General features: G+C 54.7%; 22 protein-coding genes and 3 pseudogenes. 15 read left to right on the top strand and 10 right to left on the bottom strand.

All coding sequences use genetic code 11. The features are described 5' to 3' along the window. Positions 1-68: 68 nt before the first annotated feature. The 4 genes from AB4Z35_RS16690 to AB4Z35_RS16675 all read right to left on the bottom strand — a co-directional run bounded on the left by AB4Z35_RS16690 (position 69) and on the right by AB4Z35_RS16675 (position 5538). Positions 69-1772 carry an AMP-binding protein gene (locus AB4Z35_RS16690; protein WP_442098178.1) on the bottom strand — a complete coding sequence of 568 codons (1704 nt, stop codon included), beginning with the start codon at positions 1770-1772 and terminating at the stop codon, positions 69-71. A gap of 367 nt (positions 1773-2139) precedes the next feature. After that, positions 2140-3390 carry an OprD family porin gene (locus AB4Z35_RS16685; protein WP_442098176.1) on the bottom strand — a complete coding sequence of 417 codons (1251 nt, stop codon included), beginning with the start codon at positions 3388-3390 and terminating at the stop codon, positions 2140-2142. A gap of 172 nt (positions 3391-3562) precedes the next feature. Beyond that, positions 3563-5212: a cation acetate symporter gene (locus AB4Z35_RS16680; protein ID WP_442098175.1), complete on the bottom strand. Its 1650-nt coding sequence runs from the start codon at positions 5210-5212 to the stop codon at positions 3563-3565. Next, positions 5209-5538 (bottom strand): DUF485 domain-containing protein, encoded by a 330-nt coding sequence (locus AB4Z35_RS16675; protein WP_442098174.1) that lies wholly within the window; start codon positions 5536-5538, stop codon positions 5209-5211. The genes AB4Z35_RS16680 and AB4Z35_RS16675 overlap by 4 nt, the downstream gene beginning before the upstream one ends. Positions 5539-6265: 727 nt before the next feature. On the opposite strand from AB4Z35_RS16675, the gene AB4Z35_RS16670 reads away from it, so the two are divergent. Next, positions 6266-7213, top strand: coding sequence for a LysR family transcriptional regulator (locus tag AB4Z35_RS16670; protein ID WP_442098173.1), 948 nt, complete (start codon positions 6266-6268; stop codon positions 7211-7213). A gap of 53 nt (positions 7214-7266) precedes the next feature. Here AB4Z35_RS16670 and AB4Z35_RS16665 read toward each other — a convergent pair. After that, positions 7267-7335 (bottom strand): annotated as a pseudogene (locus AB4Z35_RS16665) (DUF2790 domain-containing protein); the annotation flags it as partial. 203 nt (positions 7336-7538) lie between these two features. Beyond that, positions 7539-7967, bottom strand: a complete 429-nt coding sequence (locus AB4Z35_RS16660; protein WP_442098171.1) for a winged helix-turn-helix transcriptional regulator — start codon at positions 7965-7967, stop codon at positions 7539-7541. Positions 7968-8066: 99 nt separating this feature from the next. On the opposite strand from AB4Z35_RS16660, the gene AB4Z35_RS16655 reads away from it, so the two are divergent. After that, positions 8067-8918, top strand: coding sequence for an SDR family oxidoreductase (locus tag AB4Z35_RS16655; protein ID WP_442098170.1), 852 nt, complete (start codon positions 8067-8069; stop codon positions 8916-8918). Between the two features lie 279 nt (positions 8919-9197). On the opposite strand, the pseudogene AB4Z35_RS16650 reads toward AB4Z35_RS16655, so the two are convergent. Next, positions 9198-9461 (bottom strand): annotated as a pseudogene (locus AB4Z35_RS16650) (MFS transporter); the annotation flags it as partial. Between the two features lie 507 nt (positions 9462-9968). On the opposite strand from AB4Z35_RS16650, the gene AB4Z35_RS16645 reads away from it, so the two are divergent. The 4 genes from AB4Z35_RS16645 (at position 9969) to AB4Z35_RS16630 (ending at position 12641) form a co-directional block, all read left to right on the top strand. Then, positions 9969-10301 carry a UvrD-helicase domain-containing protein gene (locus tag AB4Z35_RS16645; protein WP_442098168.1) on the top strand — a complete coding sequence of 111 codons (333 nt, stop codon included), beginning with the start codon at positions 9969-9971 and terminating at the stop codon, positions 10299-10301. Further along, entirely contained in the window at positions 10298-10786 is a 489-nt protein-coding gene (locus AB4Z35_RS16640) for a hypothetical protein (protein ID WP_442098167.1), read from the top strand. The genes AB4Z35_RS16645 and AB4Z35_RS16640 overlap by 4 nt, the downstream gene beginning before the upstream one ends. 109 nt (positions 10787-10895) lie before the next feature. Next, positions 10896-11303, top strand: a complete 408-nt coding sequence (locus AB4Z35_RS16635) for a hypothetical protein (RefSeq protein WP_442098165.1) — start codon at positions 10896-10898, stop codon at positions 11301-11303. A gap of 918 nt (positions 11304-12221) precedes the next feature. Beyond that, complete coding sequence (locus tag AB4Z35_RS16630) at positions 12222-12641, top strand: hypothetical protein (RefSeq protein ID WP_442098164.1); 420 nt, start codon at positions 12222-12224, stop codon at positions 12639-12641. 283 nt (positions 12642-12924) lie between these two features. On the opposite strand, the gene AB4Z35_RS16625 is transcribed toward AB4Z35_RS16630, so the two are convergent. Beyond that, positions 12925-13575: a methyl-accepting chemotaxis protein gene (locus tag AB4Z35_RS16625; RefSeq protein ID WP_442098216.1), complete on the bottom strand. Its 651-nt coding sequence runs from the start codon at positions 13573-13575 to the stop codon at positions 12925-12927. A gap of 1637 nt (positions 13576-15212) precedes the next feature. Between AB4Z35_RS16625 and istA the strand changes: the two are divergent. Next, positions 15213-16520, top strand: a pseudogene (istA, locus tag AB4Z35_RS16620) (IS21 family transposase); the annotation flags it as partial. A 224-nt stretch (positions 16521-16744) separates the two neighbouring features. Here the strand turns inward: istA and AB4Z35_RS16615 are convergent. Then, positions 16745-17635 (bottom strand): LysR family transcriptional regulator, encoded by an 891-nt coding sequence (locus AB4Z35_RS16615; protein WP_442098163.1) that lies wholly within the window; start codon positions 17633-17635, stop codon positions 16745-16747. A 104-nt stretch (positions 17636-17739) separates the two neighbouring features. Here AB4Z35_RS16615 and AB4Z35_RS16610 point away from each other — a divergent pair, with 104 nt between their 5' ends. Genes AB4Z35_RS16610 through AB4Z35_RS16575 form a run of 8 tightly spaced genes read left to right on the top strand, consistent with a single transcriptional unit; the run spans position 17740 to position 25495 of the window. Further along, positions 17740-18510: a sulfite exporter TauE/SafE family protein gene (locus tag AB4Z35_RS16610; RefSeq protein ID WP_442098161.1), complete on the top strand. Its 771-nt coding sequence runs from the start codon at positions 17740-17742 to the stop codon at positions 18508-18510. A 53-nt stretch (positions 18511-18563) separates the two neighbouring features. Further along, on the top strand, positions 18564-19415 hold the full coding sequence (locus AB4Z35_RS16605) for an isocitrate lyase/PEP mutase family protein (RefSeq protein ID WP_442098160.1): 852 nt from the start codon (positions 18564-18566) through the stop codon (positions 19413-19415). A gap of 39 nt (positions 19416-19454) precedes the next feature. Beyond that, on the top strand, positions 19455-20498 hold the full coding sequence (locus tag AB4Z35_RS16600; protein ID WP_442098159.1) for an aromatic ring-hydroxylating dioxygenase subunit alpha: 1044 nt from the start codon (positions 19455-19457) through the stop codon (positions 20496-20498). Between the two features lie 15 nt (positions 20499-20513). Next, entirely contained in the window at positions 20514-21893 is a 1380-nt protein-coding gene (locus tag AB4Z35_RS16595; RefSeq protein ID WP_442098158.1) for a diaminobutyrate--2-oxoglutarate transaminase family protein, read from the top strand. Then, complete coding sequence (locus AB4Z35_RS16590; RefSeq protein WP_442098157.1) at positions 21890-23191, top strand: SidA/IucD/PvdA family monooxygenase; 1302 nt, start codon at positions 21890-21892, stop codon at positions 23189-23191. Before AB4Z35_RS16595 ends, AB4Z35_RS16590 begins: the two co-directional genes overlap by 4 nt. After that, positions 23184-24443 carry an NAD(P)/FAD-dependent oxidoreductase gene (locus tag AB4Z35_RS16585; protein ID WP_442098156.1) on the top strand — a complete coding sequence of 420 codons (1260 nt, stop codon included), beginning with the start codon at positions 23184-23186 and terminating at the stop codon, positions 24441-24443. Before AB4Z35_RS16590 ends, AB4Z35_RS16585 begins: the two co-directional genes overlap by 8 nt. A gap of 28 nt (positions 24444-24471) precedes the next feature. Beyond that, complete coding sequence (locus tag AB4Z35_RS16580) at positions 24472-25098, top strand: FMN-binding negative transcriptional regulator (protein WP_442098155.1); 627 nt, start codon at positions 24472-24474, stop codon at positions 25096-25098. Between the two features lie 7 nt (positions 25099-25105). Continuing rightward, positions 25106-25495, top strand: a complete 390-nt coding sequence (locus AB4Z35_RS16575) for a tautomerase family protein (protein ID WP_442098154.1) — start codon at positions 25106-25108, stop codon at positions 25493-25495. Positions 25496-25874: 379 nt separating this feature from the next. Here the strand turns inward: AB4Z35_RS16575 and AB4Z35_RS16570 are convergent. Next, a partial coding sequence (locus tag AB4Z35_RS16570; RefSeq protein ID WP_442098153.1) for a transposase occupies positions 25875-26209 on the bottom strand: 335 nt, incomplete at its 5' end.

Raw genomic sequence — 26209 nt, 5'->3', positions numbered from 1 at the left:
AGGCCCCTCGGCCTGGTTGGCCGAGCGGTCGTGTTTGAATTCAGGAGGGCCGGCGTACCGGCCCGGGTTCAGCCCTTGAGCTGTGGGAAGTCTTCTTCGAAGTACTCTTGCGCGCCGCGTGCATCGCTCTGGCGGCGCTGCACTTCCATTTGCCGCAGTTCTACCCGGCGGATCTTGCCGGAGATGGTCTTGGGCAGTTCGCTGACGAATTCGATACGTCGCACCCGCTTGTAGGGCGCCAGGTGCTCGCGGGCGAAAGCGAGGATGCTGCCGGCCAGTTCGGCACTGCCGGGTTCGTCATGGGCCAGGATCAGGAACGCCTTGGGCACGGCCAGGCGCAGCGGGTCCGGGCTTGGCACCACGGCCACTTCCATCACCGCAGGGTGCTCAATCAGCGCGCTTTCCAGCTCGAAGGGACTGATGCGGTAATCGGAGGCTTTGAACACATCGTCGGCGCGGCCGACAAAGGTGACATAGCCATCCTCGTCGATCTGCGCGGTATCACCGGTGCGGTAGTAACCGTCGCGCATCACTTCGGCGGTTTTTTCCGGGCTGTCCTCGTAGCACAACATCAGACCGAGTGGTCGCACATCCAGCGGCAGGGCTACTTCACCCTCATTGCCGGGTACGCCATCGGGGTCAAGCATGGTCACTCGGTAGCCCGGCAGCGGACGGCCCATGGAGCCGGGTTTGAGCAGTTGGCCGGGTGTATTGCCGACCAGGGCGGTGGTTTCCGACTGACCGAAGCCGTCACGCAGCGGCAAGTCCCAGGCATGCAGGATCTGCTCGATGATCTCCGGGTTCAGCGGTTCACCGGCGCCCACCAGTTCACGCAGTTTCAAGCGCTCCTTGTAACTGGCCAGGTCTTCCTGGATCAGCATGCGCCAGACGGTGGGTGGGGCGCACAGGCTGGTGACGCCGTAGCGCTCAAGCGCGCCGAGCAGAGCCGTGGCGCTGAAGCGCGCGACATTGTGGATGAAGATGCAGGCGCCGGCGTTCCACGGTGCGAAGAGGCAGCTCCACGCATGCTTGGCCCAACCCGGTGATGAGATGTTCAAGTGCAGGTCACCCGGCTGCAGGCCGATCCAGTACATGGTCGACAGGTGGCCGACCGGGTAGCTCTGGTGGCTGTGCAGCACCATCTTCGGTTTGGAGGTGGTGCCGGAGGTGAAGTACAGCAGCATCGGGTCAGTGGCCAGGGTGAGGCCCTCGACTTCGAACTGCTCGGAATATTCGCTGGCTGCGCTGTGCGGGGTCCAGTCGGCGGGGCCCGGACCGACGCATATGCGGCTGCAGCCTTCACCCAGGCCGACGAACTTGTCGACATGGGCATTGCCGACCACGAGGTGGCGAACCTGGCCGCGCTCGATGCGGTCGCGCAGATCATCCGGGGTCAACAGAGCGGTAGCGGGAATGACCACGGCGCCGATTTTGAAGGCAGCCAGCATGGTTTCCCACAGGGCGACGTCGTTGCCGAGCATCAGCAGGATGCGTTCGCCGCGGCGCACGCCGAGGGCACGCAAGTGGTTAGCCACCTGGTTGGAGCGCGAGGCCAATTGCTGGAAGCTGTAGCGCTGTTCGCTGCCGGCTTCTTCGACTATCCACAAGGCGTTGGCGTGATTGCCCTGCGCCATGGCATCGAAGTAATCCAGCGCCCAATTGAACTCGCTCAGTTGCGGCCAGCGGAAGTCACGCACCGCTGTGGCGTAATCGGTACGGTGGGAAAGCAGGAAGTCGCGAGCGGCGAGGAAGGGTTGGCTGTTGGTATTCATTGTTCTCTCCATCAATCAAGGTGTCGATCGGCGCGGGTAGCAAGTACGAAGCAGTCACGCGGCGAGAGTGGCATCGCTGCGCGCCGCGGGGCGTACGGGATAGGTGCGCAGACCTGATGATGGAGAGACGGCCAGCAAGAATGGTTTCACGGTGGATTCCCTTGTTTATTTTTGTCGGGACTGACCTGGTTCACGACCAGATTTGAATCGAGTATAGGTATGCATAAAACAAATATGAATGCCTAAAAAAGCCGGTGTGTTGTGCAAAAATGCATGGGTCTGTTTGGCCCGTGACGAGGCAGAAGCGCAAGGCGAATGCCACTCACACCGCCAGGCGCTGGGAGTAGCATTCGGCTCGCGTGCGTATTTACCAGAGCTTCAGGGTGTAGCTGATGATCAGGCGGTTTTCATCCAGGTCGCTGCCGAAGTTGGTCGAGCGCACCGTTGCATTGCGCCACTTCACGCCGACATTCTTCAGCGGCCCGCTCTGCACGACATAACCAATGTCGGTATCACGTTCCCATTCCTTGCCTTCCGGGCGGTTGCCGCCCAGATCGATGTTGTCACCGGTGAGATAGCGGGTCATGAAGGTCAGCCCCGGAATGCCAATGGCCGCAAAGTTGTAGTCGTAACGCGCCTGCCAGGATTTTTCGTCCTTGCTGGCGAAGTCACCGATCTGCACGAAGTTCACCAGGAACGCATCGGTGCCGTTGACGTAGGCGTAGCCGGTGTCGCCGCTCATGCCTTGGTAACCCAGGCCCAACGCATGCCCGCCGAGGTTATAGGTGAACATCGCGCCAATCGCATTGTTATCAATATTGCTGCCGCCATCATCCGTTGAACGGGCAAAGCGCAGATCCGTCTTCAGTGACTGGCCCGTCGTCACGGGCAACACGTAGGTCAGGTTGACCAGGTGCTGGCTATAGAAATTGTCGAGGTGACCGTAGCTGTAGCCGGTGGCGAGGTTGCTGGTCCATTTGTAGTTCAGGCTGGCGAAATCGAAGCTGTCGCTATCGAGATGACGTGTGGTAATGCCCTTGGCGCCGGTTCGGGTGATGCCCATGTCCTCGTAGTCCGAGGAGTCGCGCTGATTGACCTGCGTCAGTCGCCCGGCATCCACGGTCAGGCCTTCGAGTTCCAGCGACGTCAACTGACCGCCCTTGAAGGTTTGTGGCAACAGCCGTGAATCGTTGGCCAATACCGTCGGCAGTTTCGGCAACAGCGTGCCGAGTTTCAGCGTGCTTTTCGAGGCACGCATTTTGGCGGTCAGGCCCAGTTCGCCGTACTCGTCCTGTGCACCTTTGCTCGTGTCGCGGTGACGTTTGAGCAGGCCGGAGCCTGCGCGATCAGGGCTGGAATCGAGCTTGACGCCGACCAGGCCGATGGCATCGAAGCCGACACCGATCAAACCTTCGGTGAATCCCGATTCATAGCGCAGCAGGAAACCCTGGGCCCATTCCTCTTGTTTGGATTGGGCGGCGTTGTCCTGGCGATAGTCACGGTTGAAATAGAAGTTGCGTAACTCAAGGTTGGCTGTGCTGTCTGCGAAGAAGTCGGCGTGGGCTTGTGCTGCGAGGCCGCTGCCGGCCAGGAACAGGGTAAGGGTGGTAGGTTTCATTGGATGCCTTTTGTTGTTTTTGTTGTCGACGAGCCGCTCCCGCGCCATTTGGAGTTGGCGAGGGAGGGGCGCTTTTTGGGTGTCCTGCGCCGAGCRGCGCAGGTCGGGCGTAAAAAAGCGCGAAGCAAAGGAGCGGACTCGCGCTAGGGCATCAGCCCCGGAAAAAGCAGCGTCAGTGACTGCTGGCCATGGAAGCTCCAAGGCCGGTCTGGGCACGGACGAACTGGTCGGCATAGGCGGCGCGCTCGCGGTCGGCGCGCTCGCTGCGGTCAAGCCTGGAAGCGACCACTATGACCAGGAAGGCCAGGGGCATTGAGAACAGCGCCGGTTGGTCGTAAGGGAATAGCGCCTGGGCATGTCCCAGTACACCAACCCAAACCGACGGTGAGCAGACCACAAGGGCCAGTGCGCTGATCAGACCGGTCAGGCCGCCATAGAGGGCGCCGCGGGTGGTCAGGCCGCCCCAGTACATGGACATGATCAGTACCGGGAAATTCGCCGAGGCGGCGATGCCGAACGTCAGGCCGACCAGGAAGGCGATGTTCTGGCCCTCGAACAGAATGCCAAGGGAAATGGCAACGATGCCCAGGCAGACGGTGGCAATGCGCGACACGCGCATTTCTTCTTTCTCGTCGGCGCGGCCCTTCTTCAATACCGAAGCATAAAGGTCATGGGAGATGGCCGAGGCACCGGCCAGGGCCAGACCGGACACGACGGCGAGAATGGTGGCGAAAGCCACGGCGGAGAGGAAACCGAGAAACAGGTTGCCGCCCACCGCCTTCGCCAGGTGCATGGCCACCATATTACCGCCGCCAATCATGGCGCCGCCGAGCTTGCCATCGACGTAGTACTGAGGATCCGTGCCGACGATGACGATGGCGGTATAGCCCAGGACGCAGACCACCAGGAAGAAGAAACCGATGAACACCGTGGCGAACAGCACAGATTTACGCGCCTCCTTGGCATTGGGTACCGTGAAGAAACGCATCAGAATGTGAGGCAGGCCGGCGATGCCGAAGACCAGTCCAAGGGATAACGACACCGCGTTGATCGGGTCGGCCAGCAAGGTGCCCGGGCCCATGATCTGCACGCCACTGGCATGCACGGCTACAGCCTGGGCGGCCAGCGTCTCGAAGCTGAAGTCGAAGCGACTCATGGCCATCAGCACCAGGGTAGTGCCGCCCGCCAGGAGCAGGACCGCCTTGGTTATCTGTACCCAAGTGGTGGCGAGCATGCCGCCGAAGATCACGTAGACCAACATCAACACGCCGACTACCACCACCGCCGTGCGGTAGTCGAGACCGAACAATAGTTTGATCAGTTGACCGGCGCCGACCATTTGCACCACCAGATAGCAGCACACCACAGTCAGCGATCCGAGGGCGGCAAAGCTGCGTACGCGGGTTTGATCGAGGCGGTAGGATACGATGTCGGCGAAGGTGTAGCGCCCCAGGTTGCGCAAGCGCTCGGCCATCAGGAAGGTGACGATAGGCCAGCCGACAAAGAAGCCAATGATATAGACGAAGCCGTCATAACCCTTGGCGAATACCATGCTCGACAGGCCCAACAGAGTTGCTGCCGACATATAGTCACCGGCGATTGCCAGGCCATTCTGGAAGCCGGTGATACCGCCACCGGCGCTGTAGAAATCGGCAGCGGAACGTGTGCGGCGGGACGCCCACCAAGTGATCAGCAACGTGGCAAGGACGAAGACGAAGAACATGCCGATGGCATGCACGTTGAGTGGTTGCTTCTCTGCGGTGATGGTGTCGGCATTGGCCAGCAGAGGGCAAAGGGCGAGAAGGGCGGGCAGGCGTTTCATGCGCGGGACTCCTGGAGGATCTGCGAGCTGAGCACGTCGAAGTGGGTGTTGGCTCTGTGCACGTACCAGGCGGTGAGTAGCCAGGACAACAGGATGATCGTCACGCCGATTGGCATGCCGAGACTGAGGTGGCTGCCGTCGTACAGCGGCAGGTGCAGCCAGGCAGGGACAAAAGCCACCACCATGATGAAACTATAATAAATAGCCAGAACCACGCAGCTCAGTGACCAGGCCAGATGCGCGCGCTGGCGGGTGAGGTGCTTGAACTTGGGATTGGCCCTGACCTGTGCGCAGGTATGGACGTGGTTCGGATGGTCAGTCGTCATAGTGAGGCTCCGAGTGTAATTTTTGTTGTTGTTTCCGCCTTTTCAGAGGCAGACGAGTACTCGGGCGACGCCCGTGCGGGGCGTCACCTGAATGCGGGTTGCAGGACTCATTGCCGGTCGAATGAACGTCCGGGGATGGGAGGGCGATGTGGGAAGTCGATGTCGTACCAATGCGTTACGAGCAGTGGCACGAGCCAGCGGTGCACAGTGAGGGTTGCGGTTATTGCGTAGCGGCACAACTGCTTGTGTTCGGCGTATACGCCGACGTTAACCCATGCGCTCATGCTGTTAGCCCTATATTGTTTTTGTAGTGGCTTACTGGCTAGGAAACGATGCTGGTAGACCAGCTTGATCGCGAGTATAGGGTGGCTTTTTTGCAATAAGAATTGACAGAAACGCCTGATTGACATGCAAAAATGCACAGCGAAAAGTCGAGTGAATTGGGAAAACATACGTTTCTTTCTTGAAGTTGCAGGTGCYCGCACCGCTAGGGAGCGACCTCTACATCATCGAGGGATGGGATATGGAACGGTATGGAGCGCGCCTTTTAGTAACTGAGCATCCAAGACGCGGATGAACCAGGGGGGAGGAAATCCACTAAGCCAATCCAAGATCGGACGGTCGAGAATCTGGGTGTGGAGATGAGGACATCCGTAGCTTCCTTTTAGATAAGCCGGCTTGAATACAGTCCAAATTTTATAGTTTTTTATTTCTTTCTGAGGTGACGATGGACGTTTTTCAGGCCATGCGCTTTTTCGTTGTTGTAGCTCAAAGCGGCAGCTTTACGGCAGCGGCTCAGATATTGGAAACCACCACAACGAACGTTTCCAGAGCAGTTTCCAGTCTGGAGGCCAAGCTCCAGACACGTCTGCTTAATCGGACGACTCGACGCCTGGCGTTGACCGGTGCCGGCATGCTCTATTTACAACGATGTGAAAAAATTCTTGACAATGTACGTGAAGCAGAAGAAGAGGCGGGTACTGCTCATACCCTGCCCACAGGCAGGTTGAAAATTCACGCGATGTCGGCTATTGGTAACCACTACGTGATCGATGCCGTTGCCAAGTACAGAGAAACTCATCCATCGGTCATGTTTGATTTGACACTTACCAATCGACTGCCTGATTTGCTGGAAGAAGGCTATGACATGTCGATTGTTTTAGCCCGGGATTTACCTGATTCAGGATTTGTAGCTCAGCGGCTCGGCAGCACTTACAGCATCCTCTGTGCTTCGCCAGCCTACCTGAAAAAACGCGGTCACCCCGATCAGCCAAAGGCTCTCCTCGAACATGATTGCTTGAGAATCATGAATGCGGTAATGCCAGTTGAAAATTGGGCGCTTACAGGGCCTGAAGGCGTGGAGACAGTCAACGTCCCACTGTCACCCTTTCACATAAATACCGCTGACGGGATGACCGTCGCGATAAAAAGTGGGATGGGTATCGGTATTCAGCCGATGGCTTCTGCAGTCGATGGCCTCAGGACGGGGACACTCGTGCGCGTGCTGCCAGAATATCATTTTGAAGAGTTAAGTTTATTTGCCATATACCCATCACGAAAATTCGTGGATGCGAAAACAAAGACGTGGGTCGAATTTCTCAAAGGTGCCATTCCAAAACTATTGGCAGCCGATGAAAAAATCGTAGGTTCATCCAAGAAGGATAGCGATTTTTGAGTTCGCTAACGAAAAAGGGATAGCGCTTCGATCTTCCATCGGCCGCACAGTATTCAACCGCCCGAACACTCAGATCCCATGACTAGATATTGCATGGCATGTTGTTGGCCGTGAGAGTCTTCATATTGTTGGGGCTGATGCGATTTTGACCCAGGTTACTGATTTTAGCTGACCCATGTGCAGCCTCTGAAATCCCACGCAAGGTCATCGATTGCTGAGTATTCGAATGGGTCAATGATTTCCGGCGGTTTGGGTCAAAATCGTATTAGCGCCAACAAGCGATGGGCCTCTTGTGCTGGTTCGTGACTTGTTTGCGCCGCCTGGCCTACCGGCCTCTCTCCACGGCTAAAGCCTCTTGTTGACGCAGCACGGCTGCATAGTGCGTCTCCACCCAGTCGGCCAGTTCTCGCACCCTTACGGCCGCTTCCCTACCCATAGGCGTCAGCGTGTATTCCACGTGTGGCGGCACGATGTCATAGGCGTGACGCTCCACCATTCCATCGCTTTCCAGCAACTGAAGCGTCTGCGCCAGCATTCGTTCGCTGACGCCGCCGATCTTGCGTCGTAGCTGGCTGAACCGCAGCGTGCCAGGCAGCAGAGCAATCAGCACCAGTACCCCCCAGCGGCTAGTCAGGTGGTTCAGGATTTCACGCGATGGGCATTGTGGAGTCAGCACGTCGCCACGCCTCAACCGCTCGGACACAGGGACGGCTGACGGCTTTTCTGATGATCTTGAAGGAACGCTTGCACTCATACACTTACCTTTTTGTGCGTACTTACTAAAAGTAATTTTAAATCCTATATTCGCTCATGGCTATTTCTTCAACTCTTCCGTTCACCAAGGAGTGACCTCATGAGCATTGCCGTTACTGGAGCCACCGGCCAACTGGGCCGCATCGTCATCGAGAATCTCAAGCAGCGAACCGCCACGAGCAGCATTGTTGCCCTGGTGCGCAAGCCGGAACAGGCAAAAGCGCTCGGCGTTGCGGCAAGAGCGTTCGACTATTCCAAGACCGAGACGCTGGATGCGGCGTTGTCCGGAGTGGAAACCTTGCTGTTGATCTCCTCCAGCGAAATCGGTCAGCGCGCCGCGCAGCACGCCAACGTTATTGCGGCGGCGAAGAGGGCCGGCATCAAGCGCATTGTCTATACCAGCGTGTTGCACGCTGACTCGTCCGTGCTGGCACTTGCCGACGAGCACCGCTCAACCGAGGCTACCCTCAAGGCGTCCGGACTTTCCTACACGCTGTTGCGCAATGGTTGGTACACAGAAAACTACACAGGTTTCGCTGGTGTGGCGCTGGCTAATGGCGCGCTGTTTGGTAGTGCAGGCGAAGGCCGGATTTCGTCAGCGACACGCGAGGATCTGGCCGAAGCCGCCGCAGTGGTGTTGACTGCTGACGGCCATGAAAACACTACCTACGAACTGGTTGGCGATACCTCTTGGACGCTGGCTGATCTGGCGGCGGAAATCTCGAAGCAGACCGGCAAGAACATCCCTTACCGTAACCTCCCGGAAGCCGACTACGCCGCCGCGCTCGAAGGTGTTGGCTTGCCGAAGGGGCTTGCCGCAGCATTGGCTTCCTATGACGTCAGCGCCTCCCTGGGGGCTCTCTATGGCAACGAGCGCGCCTTGGCTGAACTTATCGGGAGGCCAACCACGCCGCTTGCTATCAGCGTCGAACGTGCGCTAAAGGCGCTCTGACGAACTGCCGGCAAGCAGCAGTTTAAAACCAATCAAGGAAGCGCATTGGTGAAGAAACATCCGACTGAGGGGGGCCGATGAAGCAGTATCTGAACCTGTATCAGGAGTTCTTGTTCCGACATCTGTGGGTACAACTGCATGACCTTTCACCTCTTGAACATACCTGGCAGGTCCCTTTGATAATTCAGTGATACATCCATCGTGATGTTTCCCCGCTTTCTGAACGATTGAGCTCGATTCGCAATGGCCAATGCTGAAATCGCGTCTGAAAAGATCCGGTTAGTTTCGAAGTAATCGAGCTGTCGCACTGACAAAAACCAGCAGAACACTTACGCAGCCAAGAGCGAATGACAAGGTGCTCAAATGGGCGACCGCTCCGATAAATACGGGACCTATCAGAATCCCCGCGTAGCCCATCGAGATGACAGCGGGGATGGCTACCGCCTGTGGCATACGTTGCTGGCGGCCAACAGCAGTAAAGAGCACAGGGACAATGTTTGAGCATCCAGCACCGACCAGAGCGTAACCCAAGCGAGATATTTCTATGTTGCGGGGTTAGAGAGTGAGGACACTGATGTGTGTGGGAGCGGCAATTGAAAGAAATTAGCGTTTGTTGGATGGCACACTTTCGAATGAACCTTTGACTCCTATGACCCCCGTAGCGCTCGACCGATAATAGGTAAACGCGAACAGGTTGCGGCGGCGCAGGCCCGTGCCGAGACGTTGAGCGAACAGCTGGCGACGAGCAACAGTTATTCCGGTACGGAACGCCCGCGGCGGCCCGGCAAAGCGGCGCCAAAGGCTCGCTGAGGCGCTGGCCAGCAGCAAACGCTGGATACACCCAAGTCTGTGCTACGACCGGGACGCGAGCCGGGCAACCTTTTACAGGGCATGAAAAAACTTCAACTCGCCGTTGTCATGTGTGTGTGCGGATCAAAAAAGGGAAGGGGGCGTTTGGTTGAACGCTGGAAAACGCTCAGTCGAGGAGCGGGGTAGCGACCTGACCATCTAGTATGATGACGCCTCCTTCGCTGCTCGGTTCGTTTTGCAATGAGAATAGCCCCTCTTGATCGGCTCATCTTTTACTGGGAGCGCCCGGCATGGGCAAAACCGGATTCACGGTTACTGGGCCATCTAGCGCATGACTTGATGGAGCAGAGTAGGGGAGCGCTACTGTATCGTCTTGAAAGCCTTTACGACGAAATCTTGGTGGATGAGGTGCAGGATCTCAGCGGATGGGACTGGGAAATCCTCGATAGGCTATTCGCGGCTTGCATTGACATTCGAATGGTCGGGGACATCAGGCAATCAGTCTTGTCCACCAATCCCCGGGGCAAAAAAACAAGCAATATGCCTATAGCCAAGCGATCTCTTGGTTCATGACAAGGCAAAAGAAGGGCATTCTTGACCTTCAATTCCGCACCACCACATGGCGGTGTAGCCCCGATATTGCAGCGTTCTCAGACACTATTTTCGACCCGGCGTGGGGATTCCCTCCGACCGAGTCACTCAATGAAGTAGTTACCGAGCATGATGGGATGTTTTTAGTCGCAAAGAAGCACGTGGCTGAGTACGTGGCGCGCTACAACCCTCAGTGCCTTCGAGTAAGTGCAAATTCGGGCAAAGAGTTCGACCTGGATTACACCAATTTCAAGGTCGCGAAGGGAACTACGTATGAACGGACACTTATCATCGCTACGGCCCCCATTACAATATTTCTGCAAAAAGGCGTTGCGCTGGATCCCGGGCCTGCAGCGGCGTTCTACGTGGCGGTGACTCGCGCTAAACAGAGCGTGGCCATCGTCCTGGATAAACCTGGTCAGTCAGCCATACCAATGAAAGATAGCGTGTTGAATAGTAGTTACTGAAAGTCGTTATAGCTCAACTAAATAGTCATTTAGTTTAGTTATAACCAGCCACATTGTATTTCCCTTCGAATTGCTCATCAAAAGTAGTGAAAATCATATGTGCTAGAATATGTCAATCCCCGACGCTCTTTTAATGCAGCAGGGATGCATATCATCAATTGAGGAATATTTAATGGTAAATCAGCAAGTCGAAAACTTTGATACCGCTGTGGTCAGCATATTTGAGCACCTTCGAAAGTCCTTTCCGGAACCTCTATATATTCAGGCGGATTCAGCTGGATATTCGGTCGTGAGCAAATCAGCAGCAGATGGGAATTGGGGGGAAGGCCCTATGATTGACTTAAGCTCCGAAGAAAAGCACTTCATGGCATGTGTCCGATGGCTCGAACATGAGGGTTACATCCGGCACTCAGGGGAAGGTTTCAATGGCTTTGATGATGTCGTGCTTACCAAAAGAACCATCGACTTGCTGGGTATGAAACCTCGATCTCTTGATCCAGAAGCGTATCGTGATTGATCGAAGCTAGATTTGAGCGTTTTCGGGGGCTTTAGCACATCGAAAGTCGTGTCTCATGGCCTCCAGGCTTTTATCCGTAGGTTCGCATAATGGAATCCTACGAACGAACTGGCGTCAGTGTATTGTGCCGTCAGGTTGTTTTTCCGTGTCCTAAGGGACCGGAATTTCGTGTACAGAGTCTTTGCAGGACGTTCCAGCGAAGGCCGATGTCTCAACCTTTGCAAAAGCATCGATAGCAGCAACGGTGAAAAAGCTCTGGTACCTAGGCGACTTTTGCAGACGTGCAAGCTTGGCTCGGGCTTCAGCTTTAACATGGCTTTTCGTTTTAGTGGTCATAGTCGATGCCTCGTGGTTGATGACATTGTAGTGAGGCAGCGCCTGGCTTCAAATCTGATCACCCAGAGCCCTCAGGCCCGTATRGGACGCTTCGCATAATGTATATTATGTTAAATGATGTATCAGGGCGGAACTTCTCCACAGGCCTGTCAGCGTCGTTAATTAAATGGAATGTCGGATAATCGACTATCTCGCTGATTTTAAAGAGTAAATAAAATTCTTTATCCAGCAGCCCTCCAGAAAATCTCTAGTTCACCGGAAAATGAGGCTAGCAATTCTTGCTGCCCGCAACCCTGCTAACGAATTTCCGGTTAATTACAGAGGGGTTTCCGGAGAATTAGTAACTCACTTTTGAATGTTAAATTCTCCTTAGCCCCCGCAGTACACCGGCTGTAGCCGTTACAGCAACAATCCTGATCTTAAGAAAAAATATGGATGGTTTTCGTTTTTTCCGGCCAATTACTGCACACGATGCCAGTCAGAGCCGTTCCYGGAATCACCTTTTCCGTACACGCATGCATCTGGTGTTGACTGCCCTATGTCCAATGGCGGATCGTGTTTTTTTGCTCAAGGGATCCTACTATGGCTGCGCATCGGGATACCGCCTTTCGGGAGCAGCAAATGCTCGAGCTCGCGAAGAAAGCCATCCTCGATAGTGGTGACTTTCTCTCTCTGGACCAAACTGCTCAGCGACTTGGCCTGCCCCCTACGACTCTGGATGAATGGGAAGCTGAGGGACAGATTTTTTCAATTGAGCACGCCGGCTGCTCATTGTTTCCAAAGTATGCCTTCCAGGACGCTGCTGGGCACGGGCCGGTACCTGATCTGAAGGTGATACTCGATGTATTGAGATCGAAAAAAGATGGATGGGGAATCGCATTTTGGTTTGCCTCTAGCAGCGGGTTCCTCGGCAATCATCGACCTCAGGAGATGCTTTGTTCCGATGCCGTTAAGGTCTTTCTCGCGGCCACAGATGAGGTTATTGACGGATCAGCGGTGTGAGTCTGGCTGCACAACTGTGTAGCCAGGACAACATGCCGATACCCACTCCTTGGCGGATCAGCGAACGCATCATGCGCAAGTCATTGCAAGTGACGGGTTGCCTAGCATCCAGGCGCAAGTGGCTAAAAGAGATTGCACGTGTTTGTGAACGACAACCAGCTCGGCAGGGAATGCCCACGCCTCAAGTACGGAACGTTTTCGTATCGTCACCAAACCGTTCGAAACGGACTGTCGAGACGGTTAAACGCCGCAACTGAGCGTGACATGTCCCCTTCGCGCAGATTTAAGCCGCCACAACTCGTTCGTTGTTGCTACTCACCTCAAACTGGCCCACTAGTTTTTGCAGCTTGTTGGCATTGAGCCTCACCGTTTCCGAACTGCTTTGCAGCACCACCACCGTCTGGCGCATCTCTGCGGAGGATTGATCGACTTGCTTGATCGTCTTACCGTAGTCAAGACTGCGCTTATTGAGTTGCTGAATGATCGCAAACATACTTTCCACGGCTTGATGTAACTGCACGTTTTCTGAGGAGGCATCTTCGGCCAGGCGCAGGCTGTTATCGACGTCCTTGACGCCCTCCTCCATGAAGCTGACAGCTTTTTGCGTTTCGCTCTGCAAGCCTTCGACCATCTGCCTGATATCGTCCGCAGCACGTGATGTGCGTGAGGCGAGACTGCGTACCTCGTCGGCAACCACCGCAAAGCCTCGCCCATGTTCACCCGCGCGTGCGGCTTCAATGGCCGCATTGAGTGCCAGCAGATTAGTCTGGTTGGTGATGTCGCTAATCAGGCCGGTGATGTTGCCGATCTGAGTCATCTTGCTGTCGAGCAACTGCACGCTCGAAGAAGAGCGCTGTACCACATCCCGAATGGACTGCGTCCCTTCTTGTACTGCGAGAAATTGCTCGCGAGCACGGGTAACGACTTCATCCATCGCCTGCTTCATTTGTTCAGCGCTTGCAGATGCTTGCTGGATCTCGCCCAATTGATCTTCAACGATAATCATCATGCGATGCACCGCTTCGGCGACCTCGGTGGACCCGACGCTGGCTTCCTGACTGCGCCCGAGCATCATCAGGTTGGTGGTGCCGACATTGCGGCTGGCCTTCACCACCTGCCCGACCACCGAGTCCAGGTGGTCGATGAAGCTGTTGATCCAACGCCCCATGTCCCCGGTTTCGTCGTTGGCCATTCGCGTTGTGTCCAACCGCTGGCGAAGATTACCCTCGCCCTCGGCAATGGTCCTGATAACACTCGTCATCTCACTCAACCTCGCCGCGAGACGTTTAGGCCCGAGCAGGCTGAACAGGACCGTGGCGCACAACATGCTCAAAACCTCGACGGTATCGATCATACCCTGCGCCAGGCCACTGGAATGTTGGACCATGAAATTGCAGGCAAAGAGTCCGGTCATGGTCGCGATGTAAGGTTTCATCAAACCATAACTGAGGGAGCGCCGGCGGTAGACCTCCTCCAGATCGGCTTCACACATCATGCCCCAGCGGTCTGGTGATCCAGGCAACTGAAACGTGACGCCCTTGCCGACCACTGGAATGTGCCTGTAGTCCGAATAACCGGGATATGTCACGAACAGGTTGGAACCCAAGCGGATGGTCTCGCGTACGCCCGGGTGCAGTTGCTGCGTCGCCGGATCCGTAAAGCGCAGCTCCAGTTCAGTGTGTCGCTGGATTTGTACGGTCCTCCATGGCGTGTGCACACCGCTTTTCAGATTTTCGCCATGGGTGAATGTTCCGTCCTCGAAACGCGAGCGTGATAAGGCGGTTCCCGGCTCTATAGCGGGATCAAAACGCGATTGCGCCATGAACAGATAGTTATCGCCCGACTCGGTAAAAATGTGCCCGGCCTCGCGCTGGATGAGATCGCCCAGCACATCGTTGGGCACGCGACCGCAGAGGCAGCCAAGGACCTTTCCCTCGACTTTCAGGGGCTGATAGAACATCAGCGTGACTTCATCGTGGAAGCGGGAAGACGACGGACCGATTTGCAAGGTCAATGGATCGCTGTAAGGGCCGTGAAGAAACGGCGCCTTCAACCCTTCGGCCAAGGCACGGGTTTGCTCAAGCCGAGTTTTGCCGCGCCGATTCCAAGTCGAGGCGACGACATTACCGCTGGCGTCAACAACAAACAGCTCCGAAAAATCTTCTGCCTGGCTGAGTTTGTCCATCAACGAGGAACTGTCGAGATGGGCGAAATTACGGCCGAGGTTTTCCGCCAGTTCAGCCAGGTGCTCCCATTGCTCGCGCGTCCAGTTTTGCAGCAACTGCACACGGGTTTCAGTGATGGCTTCGAATGTTTGTTCAATCACCGGGTAAGCGGACTGATTGAGCCAACACGACCAGCCCATCATGATTTTTCCAGTTTTACCGAACCAGGGTAGCCAGCGCTTCTCGCTAGAGGACAACGGCATTGAATTACTTGATAGCGACATTCACTTCTGTTGCCGCTGACCGAAAACTGACCCAGTAAAGGCTGTTCTGCCGACTGAAAACTGACCCAGGTGTTCAACTGCTTCTGCTCACTTTCCGAGCAGGAGAACACAGGGTGATCAGCATGGAAATGTTGGGAAAAATCCGGCGGATGTACTTCCGCGACAAGCTCTCACTGCACCAGATAGCCAAGCGTACCGGGCTGTCGAGAAACACCATCCGAAAATGGGTCAGAGCGCCCGAAGCCACTCAGCCGGCGTACCAGCGGTGCGCGACCTTCAACAAACTCAGCCCTTTCCACGACACGCTGGAACAGGCGCTGAAAGCCGATTCGTTCCGGGCAAAGCACAATCGCAGAAGCGCCAAAGCACTTTTCGAGCAGATCAAGGCCGAGGGTTATGACGGCGGCTACAGCCAGCTCACGGCGTTTGTACGCTCGTGGCGAGGTGAGCAAGGCAAGTCTTTACGAGCTTTTGTACCGCTGACGTTTGCGCTCGGTGAAGCTTTTCAATTTGACTGGAGCGAAGAAGGGCTGCTGATCGGTGGCCTGTTTCGACGCATACAGGTCTCCCACATGAAGCTTTGCGCCAGTCGCGCATTCTGGTTGGTTGCGTACCCTAGCCAAGGTCACGAGATGTTCTTCGATGCCCATACACGCTCGTTCGGAGCGTTAGGTGGCGTGCCGCGTCGCGGCATCTACGACAACATGAAAACGGCTGTCGACAAGGTCAATAAAGGCAAGGGCCGCACGGTCAATGCCCGGTTTTCCGTGATGTGTGCGCACTACCTGTTCGATCCGGATTTCTGCAACGTAGCCTCTGGCTGGGAAAAGCGCATTGTCGAGAAGAACGTTCAAGACAGTCGACGGCGCATTTGGCTTGACGCTCAAAACTGCATGTTCCACACCTTCGAGGAACTGAATGCCTGGCTCGGCCAACGCTGTCGTGCGCTCTGGAGCGAGCTGCTGCATCCGCAGTACAACGGACTTACGGTGGCGGAAGTTTTGGAGCTGGAACGGGTCGAAATGATGCCGATGCCGACGGCCTTTGATGGCTACGTCGAGCGCACCGTACGGGTCTCCAGCACCTGCCTGATCAGCGTGGCGCGAAATCGCTATTCGGTGCCTTGTGAGCGAGTCGGCCAGTGGGTCAGCAGCCGTCTTTACCCATTCCGGATCGTGGTCATCGCCGATGAAACGATGATTGCCAGCCACGAGCGCCTCTTTGATCGAGATCAGGTCAGTTTTGACTGGCAGCATTACATCCCACTCATCGAACGCAAGCCGGGTGCACTGCGCAATGGCGCACCGTTTGCCGATCTGCCCAATCCGTTGCGGCTTCTCAAACGGGGCCTGAGACGTCACAGCAACGGTGATCGAATCATGACGCAGGTGCTCGCTGCCGTGCCCATCGCCGGTCTCGACCCGGTGCTGTGACTGCCATTCCTAACGCGACCAATTGACCTACGTGCTGATGCGAGTCTAACCCACCTTCAAATCAACACAAATCCAGCAAAGGTAGTGGTTCGCGAGGAGTCTGAGCGGGTCAGTGATATCTTGGCAACTGGGTCAATTCGGCGTCGGCGCCAACAAGCAGGCCGCTTTTGGCGAACGTTATCGATTATTTTCGACTCTCTACCGTGCTATAACGCTGAACTTCAATCGACGGAAAATGCATCTCGAAAGTGCTCAACGAAAGCTGCGACCAGAGTGGAATTTCGCTCGTGATGAGCAAGAACGACCCCGCTTTCACAACCCTCATCTGTTATATCAATGGCATGCAAGGAAGAAGCTTTCACCATCGAAGCGGGAAGCAGAGCTATGCCGAATCCGGCCTGGATAAGCAACGATTGCGTGGTTTTTAACGAATAAACCTGCGCTGACTTCGGAGTAAATCCTGCGCGAGCACAAAGTTCAAAAGACAGATAACTAAGYCCGCCGCGTTTTGGATGCGCTATCGAAACGAATGGCTCATCTCGCAACTCGGCAAGTGATATAGATTGTCTTGATGACAGAGGATGAGCTTGGCCGACTGCCACGACAACCTTCTCACTAAACAAGGTAACAAGCTTAATGTCATCTAATTGATGTAAAACCGGCAGCCGAAACAACCCCACATCAATACGATTATTAACCAAATTCATTAGTTGCATTTCTGAAGACTCTTCCGACACTTCGATATTAACATCGCTCATGCCGTCCAGATAAACCCCAAGCGCCTCTTTTAACCTACCTATAAGCGGTACCGTGCTGGCATGGCCAAGCCGTATAGTACCGCTTTGGCCATTACCTACCGAAGTAGCCAGTCGAGCTGCGCTGTCGACGTCGATTAAAATTGCTTTTGCTCTTGGCAAGAAGGCTAAGCCAGCATGTGTTAGCTGAGGCTGCCTTGCGGTGCGCTCGAACAAAAGCGCCCCAAGGTTACTTTCTAGCTCCTTCATTTGTCGACTTAGCGCGGATTGAGCAATAAATAGTCTCTGCGCTGCGCCACTGAAGCTTCCATGTTCCGCGATTTCTACAAAATATCGCAACTGCTTCATTGATATCATAAGAGCTATGCCAAAATGTGATCAGAAATGTGACTTTTTCATATTAGTAGATTTCTGCTCTGTTGGGTAGGGTGATGAACCAACACACTAGGGAGATCTCGATAATGCCAGACGCTTTTCTCCACGCCCCATTYGACAACGCAACCTTGGCAATAATGTTCGTCACCATCAGCCTGTCTTACGTAATTTTTTCTATCGCAGGTTTTGGGACGGCGCTGGTCGCGGGGCCTGTGTTGGTGAATTACATGCCTCTGTCGCAAGCGATCCCCCTACTAGTGCTTCTTGACTGCGTGGCAGCATTTGGAAAGCTAGCGCGTTCTCATAAGCATGTCGTGCGCATTGAACTTACAAGGCTGGTGCCATTTATGGCCATTGGTAGCATGGCTGGTATAGCGGTGCTACTAAAAGCCAAATCTGACGTCTTAATGCTCGCGATGGGATGTTTCGTAACCTTATACGCATTGTATATGCTCACAAAGCCTGTAAAAACTAGTTACATATCTCCGGCGTGGGCGATGCCCTTGGGTGTAGGCGGCGGGCTGTTTGGCGCCCTGTTTGGCAGCGGCGGCTTCCTCTACGCGATATATTTGAATGGCAGGACAAGCACAAAAGAGGAAGCAAGCTCCACTCAAAGCACATTGATAGGAATTAGCACGCTCGTACGCATTACCATGCTCACCATAGCAGGGGCCTACGCCGATCTTGCGTTAGTTGTGACTGCGATCTACTTATTGCCAGCCTTATTGCTAGGACTTTGGGCTGGCGAACATATCTCATTTAAAATGTCTCGCAACACATTCACCAAGCTAATAAACATTATCATATTGGTTAGCGGTATTACTCTTGTGTACCGAGCCTATTTTGGTATCAGTTAAAAACACATCCAGCACGACTGCCTGGAATTAACCATCTGTAGTGAGGTTTGCAATTGAAAAGTGCTCAAGCTCTTCGCGATCTTTTGAATTCTGGAAAAACCATTATGGCTCCTGGCGCCTATGATGGCCTGTCATCAAGACTAGTAAGTCTGGCGGGTTTTGACGCTGTGTATGCAAGTGGGGGCGCTATCGCCAGATCTTCTGGTTATCCCGATATCGGGTTACTGAGCTTTTCTGAAGTTATCGAGCGGATTGAAAAAATTGTAGAAGCCAGCGATATCCCCGTTATCGCAGACGCGGACACTGGATTTGGCGGAACTGCCAACGTGCAACGCACCGTGAGAGCATTGGAAGGGATCGGTGTAGCAGCCTTCCATCTAGAAGATCAAACGTTCCCTAAACGATGCGGGCACTTAGATAACAAGTCGCTTATCGATGTTGAAGAAATGTGCCAGAAGATCAAAGTAGCGCGTGCTAGTTTGCAAGACGCTAATTGCTTGGTTATTGCGCGAACCGACGCGATTGCGATTGAAGGTTTCGAAGCAGCGCTTGTTAGGGCGCAACGTTACGTTGATGCTGGTGCCGATATGATTTTTGTAGAAGCGCCGGAAACGCTGGAACAAATTCAGATTATTGCCCAACGGCTTCCTGGGCCTAAGCTTATGAACATGTTCTATGGTGGTAAAACTCCTCTCGTTTCTCTGCCAGCACTTGCAGAACTCGGTTATCAACTTGTCATCGTGCCATCGGATCTGCAGCGAGCAGCCATCCATGCTATGAAAAAGACCCTGGTTGAACTCCAGCGTTCTGGAGATAGCCATGCCATGGCGGCTGAATTGACGAGCTTTTCTGAGCGCGAGTTGATTATTCAAACAGCAAAGTATCTGGCACTCGACGATTTGTAAAAACAGATTTTTAGCTAATATGCACTACAAGGAGATGGCATGTTATACAAAGGCGAATGGAATCCCAACGAACTCGATTACCGGGCGCTCGCAGGGCAATGGCATGTGGTTTGCCTGAGTACGGATGTCGGCGCCGATCAACCCAAGGCTGTGCGCTTACTTGGCGAGGAATTGGTCTTATGGCGAGACGACCAAGGAAAAGTGAATGCTTGGAAGGATTACTGCGGCCACCGAGGTGCAAAACTGTCACTTGGTTGCGTCAAACAAGGGCAGATCGAGTGCCCTTATCATGGGTGGCGCTACAGCAGCCAAGGCGAATGCACGTTAGTTCCTGCACATCCAGAGCGAAAAGGCCCCTCATCTCAGCGCCTAATTTTTCGCCACTTTGCTGAAGAGCGGTACGGATACATCTGGGTGAGCCTGGAGAAACCGCTGCGACCGCTGCCTGAATTGCCACAGTGGCATGACGACAGCTTCCGCAAGGTGTTTGCGGGCCCATACCTTTACAACGCAAACGCGTTGCGCTCACTCGAAAACTTCATCGATGCGTCACACTTTCCCTTTGTGCATGCCAATCTCAATGGTTTACCGGACGCACCTGAACCGCTGAAGCGGTACAACGTGAAGGAAGACGAACATGGCCTGCACTCTTCTGAAATTTGCGTCTTTCAACCGTACGGCGACCATCGTGGCATACCGGTTAATGCCCGCTATACCTATTCAGTCCTGAATCCTACGACTGCATATTTCGTCAAAAAAACCGGTGAAACGGAACGCTTCTGCACCTTTTTCAACGCCACTCCGGTGGATGAATCTCAATGCGTTATCTGGCTGATAGTCGCTATTAACTTTGGCCAGGATCTGACGCTCGAACAGATCCTTTCTCGGCAGAATATTGTTTTCGAACAGGATCGCCGTATTGTCGAATCCCAGCGCCCCGCCCGCCTGCCACTAGACCCCCACGCGGAAATGCACGTGGTAAGTGATCGAATGGGCATTGAGTACCGCCGCTGGATCCGTGCGCTGGGTGAAGCAGCATCCACCAATCAACAATCTCAGGTCATTGAATCTGTTTCCATCTGACAAGGAATGTCAACCATGACTGAATCATCTATCGATTTTCTCACGCGTCGTGAATCCAATGCCCGGACGTACGCCCGGAATATCCCAAAAGTTCTGAGCAAAGGTGCAGGCACTGAAGTTGTCGACATCGATGGGCGCCGTTACCTGGATTGCCTTGCTTGCGCAGGTGCTCTTCCCCTTGGTCACAATCACCCATTTGTGCAGCAACGCGTCATCCAGTTTTTGCAATCCGGGCAGTTGCAACAGGCCCTCGATATAGCGACCCCGGCAAAGCTGCATTTTGTCCAGGAGCTCTACGAGATGCTTCCCCCGGCCTTTGCCAAACGAGCGAAGATCCAGTTCTGTGGGCCTACGGGAGCCGACGCCGCCGAGGCTGCCCTCAAACTCTTCAAAACCGCGACGAAACGCCGTCCGATCATCGTATTTCAGGGTGCTTATCACGGTATGACTCACGGCACACTAGGCATGATGGGCAACCTGACCCCCAAACAAGAGATTACTGGCCTGCCTGGCGAAGTGCACTTTCTGCCCTACCCCTACGTATATCGCAGCCCATTTGGCGCAGGCACAAGTTCGGAAGAGACAGAACGACTCAGCCTCGTTTGCCTAGAAAACGCCCTCAGCGATCCGGAAAGTGGCATTGGCAAACCGGCGATGGTTTTACTCGAGGCAATACAGGGCGAAGGGGGCTGCATTCCAGCAAGCGCGCATTGGCTGCGCCAGGTGAGGGAAATCACCCAACGGTACGATGTTCCACTGGTCATTGACGAAATCCAGGCCGGTGTTGGTCGCAGTGGAGACCTGTTTGCCTTCCAGCAGGCGGATATCGTGCCAGACGCCATTCTGCTTTCAAAGGCTATCGGTGGTGGCTACCCACTGTCGTTGTTGCTGTATTTAGATCAGTACGACCAATGGAAGCCGGGAGCACACACCGGTACGTTCAGGGGCAATCAGATCGCGTTGGTCAGCGGAGCCGCGACCTTGGAGTTCATCAGAAAAGAAGGGCTGCTGGAACACGTCAAGGTTGTCGGTGAACAGCTACGCCAAGGCCTGTTGCAGCTCCAGAAGCGCTATCCATGCATCGGTGACGTTCGTGGACGGGGTTTGATGCTCGGCATGGAAATGATTGAACCGGATGGCAGCGTCGATGCACTAGGTCACCCGCAGGCGGCTGGAGCCATAGCTGCAAGTGTTAAGCGTGCCTGTCTGAACGAGGGCCTGATTATTGAAACGGGAGGACGCCATGGCGCAGTGCTGCGCTTCCTCCCGCCCTTGGTAATCACCAGCTCTGAAGTCGACCTGGTATTAGAGCGGCTTGACCGTGCTCTGGCCTCACAAATGGTCAGTTCAACTCAGATCACTAAACTTACTCGCCATGCGGAGGTGCAGGCATGAACACTCCTGGAAAGATCCTAGATGTACTGGGAATAGGATTTGGCCCAGCAAACATCGCATTGGCAATCGCCCTGGAAGAATTGGCTCCGGGCATGAGCGTGCAATTTCTTGAAAAGCGCTTGGGCCCATTGTGGCAGCCGAACATGCTGCTGCCGGGCTCAGACATCCAGAATCATCCGTTGCGAGATCTAGTGACCCCGCGCAATCCGCGTAGCCGTTACAGCTTCACGAACTTCCTGTTTGAACAAGATCGCCTTTATGAGCATTTGAACCTTCCGTTGCATCATCCCCTGCGTGCGGAATATGCCCAGTACGTTTCTTGGGCTGCAAATTTCTTTGACGATAAAGTCGCCTACGGCTGTGAAGCTGCATCGGTGGAAGCAGTCAACCCACCGAATGGCGAAGGCGCCCACTACAAAGTGTGTTGCGTCGATGGCCGGGTATTTCATGCTCGTTCTTTGGTGCTCGCCCCTGGCCGTACGCCTCACATTCCGGCCCCTTTCGTGGACATCAAAGATCGACGCGTACGCCATTTGAACGACTACTTGCCTGCCCTCGCCGAAGCTGTGGCAGCCACCAATGGGCGATGCCGGGTAGCTGTAGTCGGCGGCAGTCAGAGTGCGGTAGAGATTTTGCTTCACGCCAGTGGTCACACTGGAGTACGAGAGGTCGTGGGGTTCACACGTAATTTTGGCTATCGCCAGAAGGATACAAGCCCGTTTTCCGACGAGGTCTACTTCCCCTCATTCGTCGACACGTTCCACAACGCCAGCGCAGAACATAAGGCGCGGTTACGTCAGGAACTGGTGCATACCAATTATTCGTCTGCCGACATCGATGTCCTAAACCAGCTCTATGTACGTAAGTATGAGCAAATGCTGCAAGGTGAAGGTCTGTTGCAGCTACGAACGTGTGAGGACATGGTCGGCTGCATACCTACCCCTAACGGGGTGCAAATCGAAAGTCGGCAGTATCTTCAAGGGATCGTTCATAGCCAGTCGTTCGATTTGGTTATTCTGGCCACGGGTTTCCTTGACCTTGGCGCCGGAGACCGTCAGGAACCGTTCCCGAGATTGCTGGCCCCAATCGCCCGTGAAAATGAAATCGACACGTTGACCATTGCCAGGGATTATCGGGTCGACTTGCACAACGGCCTACCCACCTACCTCAACGGCTTGTGCGAGTCTTCGCATGGCATGGGCGACGCAGGCTCGTTCAGCTTGCTGGCGTTACGTTCACAAAACATTGTGCAATCACTGGCCAGCAACTTGAAGGCCAGGGAACAGCGCCATGCGTAAACTCGCCATAAGCGAAATGCTGGCGGCGCCCTCTTGTTGGCAAACACAGCTGCCCTGCCGCACCGCTCGCGCCGGTAACCTTCCGTTTGAAAGTGACGTCGTGATAGTAGGAGCAGGAATTGGTGGATTGGCGGCAGCGCTACGGGCGCTTGAGTCTGGTTACTCGGTAACCGTGTTGGAGGCCGGGTACGTCGGCTCTGGGGCAAGCGGTCGCAATTCGGGCTTCGTTGTACCCATCCCATCGAGGCACTCGCCGGAGTCACTCCAACACTTGCTAGGCGAGAATACCGCGCCATTTTTGGCGGCTCTGCGCGAAACAGCGGAGTCTATTTTTGAGTACACCCCATCGGAGATAACGGTCAAAGGTTGGGTACAACCAATGGTTCGGGCTACGAAGGCTGGGGCAGCTGAACTGGCAAAGAATTGGATGCGCCTGGGGGTCAAGGTAGAACCCATGGAGCCTGAAGCACTGGAGTCCTCATTAGGGACTCCAGAGTATGCCGAGGGCCTCCATTTTAGCGATGCTGGTGCCATCAATCCCCTCGCATTCGTGTACCAACTGGCGGACACGATCAACCGCAAAGGTGGGCAGATCATCGAGCATTGCAGTGCGCTCGATGTTCGACCGCAGGATCGCTGGATCGCGGTGCAAACTCAGCAGGGTGAGATCAAGGCAGGACGCGTATTTATCGCCGGCAATGCCTATGGTTCTGCCGCCAGCCGCAAGACTCGGCGGGCAGTTAGCCCGCTGGCCCTAACGCTTGCGACTTTCGCTGTACCTCAGCTGCACTCTGGTGGAGGCCTGCTGCCATTTTCAGACAACCGCAAAGACATGTGGTTTGCACGCCGCCTAGGGCGTAAAAGCTTGCTGACGGGCTGCTTCGCGTTACCGCTACAGAACTCTGCCGATTGCAGTGCATTGCTCCAGGATCGCATCAAGCGCCTCTATGGCACTGTCGTACAAGAGCCTGAGCAACAGTGGGCCGGGTGGGTGGGCCTAACTCCAGACGGTATGCCGATGATTCACCATCATGACGAACGAATCATGGGTTGGAGTGGCTGTAACGGTCGAGGCATTGCGCTTTCAATGCTGATGGGACGAACGTTGATGGATCGACTTTGTGGAGTCAACGGCCTGCATCTGCTGCTCTCATCAGGCTCTTTCAAGGCCGGTAACGCCATGACTTGGCTGGCGCAAATGGTCATCGCACTTGATCGCCGCAAACAACGTCGCACCGTGCTTGCGTCCTGATCTTATCTTCTAAATCAGAGTACATACTATGTCTGCCTGCCCATTTCATTACCCTCAATACCGTTCCATAGATCAGGCAATGATTGACCGTTTCATTGATGCGTTTCCGCTGGCAATGATCACCTCACACCGGGACGGCCAATTCTTTTGTAGCCACATTCCCCTATTGCGTCAGCCGGATGGCTCGTTGTTCGGACATGTCGACGGCAATAACCCACAGTTCAAAGGCGAACAATATCTGAGTACTCAAATCGTCTTCATGGGGCCTTCGGCTTACATTCCTCCACAGGCTTACGTCTCCCGCCAGCTCCCCACCTGGAATTACCTTGCCGTTCACATGCAGGCAAAGATCACGGTGCTGGACGCTCCCCACCAAAAACTGGAAATCCTCGAGCAAACCGCGAAAAGGCTGGCAAAGCAGGAATCTGATTTTCAGGTCGACGAGCACGACCCTCGGGTTATATCGAACCTGCCACACATTCTTGGGTTGGTCATAAAGCCGGAAAATTCTGAAGGGCGCTTTAAACTCTCCCAGGACAAATCCTCGCCGGATTCGTCAGCTGCGCTTCAGTGGTTACTCGACGACCGAAAACACGAACATGCCGAGTTCCTGATGGAGCTCCTGCACGCCGCGACCAAGCCGCATTCGAACTGAGGTCAGTATGCCAATCGTTAGAGTAGAAGACCCTGTACACCGTGACGCCGAGACCCAACAAGCCATAATCGAGACAATTTATGGTTGCTTGAAATCGGTGTTCAAGGTCAGTGACGAAGAGCTCCAGGCACGCTATGTCTGCTATGACAAAGACCACTTCCGTTCCCCAGGAGATCGCAGTGAGTTCATCCAAATTGAAATCACGGTCTTCAAAGGACGCAAGCTGGAAACCAAGCGCCAGCTTTATCAGTTGATCAGTAAAAGAATCGCTGCGCAGCTCGATATTTCAGAGCATGCCCCGCTGATACTACTGGTCGAGCAAGAGCCAGAGAACTGGGGTATGCGTGGCGGAGTGCCAGCGAGTGAGATCGACTTTGGATATGCTATTTCCATTTGATATCGCTCCGCTTTTGCATCAATAGCCTATGGCATATGCAGGTCAGTTTCAGCTTTGAGCTATCTGCCGGTTGCGCTGACCTAGCATTTAGCATTTCACCGACGCTCTGCGGAATTAAGGTTTTGTGATTGTTGGACTTGGCAACTGCCTCATCTTGAGCCTCTCGCAGAGTAGACTCGGTCGTCAAACGTATAGGCCGGTTGACCGTAATTTGTCTGAAGAACCCACCATTGGATCTCTGAACAGACGTTTTGCTCTTGCCCTACCAGCCGGTGACTGCATGTCCAAGTGCGCGGCTTGAAGTCAGCTCCATCCTGAAGAGCATTAGCGGGGCGTTCATGAGCGCTCCGTTTATGTCACAAACATTCCAAAGGTCAAGCTAGGCTCTGTACGAAAAGTAATGTCGTAAACAGCGCATGGCGCAGGCCAGCGAGACCATCGCGGCATAACTTTTCGCAAGCTTGTCGAAGCGCGTAACGATGCGGCGGTTCTCTTTCAACCAGCCGAACATGCGCTCAATGATATTGCGCTGCCGGTACTTGGGACGATCAAACAGTCTCGGCAGCCCCGGCTTAGGTTTACGCTTCATGCTGCGCAGAGGAATCACCGGCTGCATCCGATACCGGTCGCAGTAGCGGCGCAAAGCTTCGGCGTCATAGCCTTTATCGGCCAACAACCATCGGCAGCGTTTGCGAGGTCGACCGCGCAAGCTTG

The sequence above is a fragment of the Pseudomonas sp. KB_15 genome (genome assembly GCF_052114525.1).
Classification (GTDB): domain Bacteria; phylum Pseudomonadota; class Gammaproteobacteria; order Pseudomonadales; family Pseudomonadaceae; genus Aquipseudomonas.
This window is presented reverse-complemented; position numbering and strand designations above follow the sequence as displayed.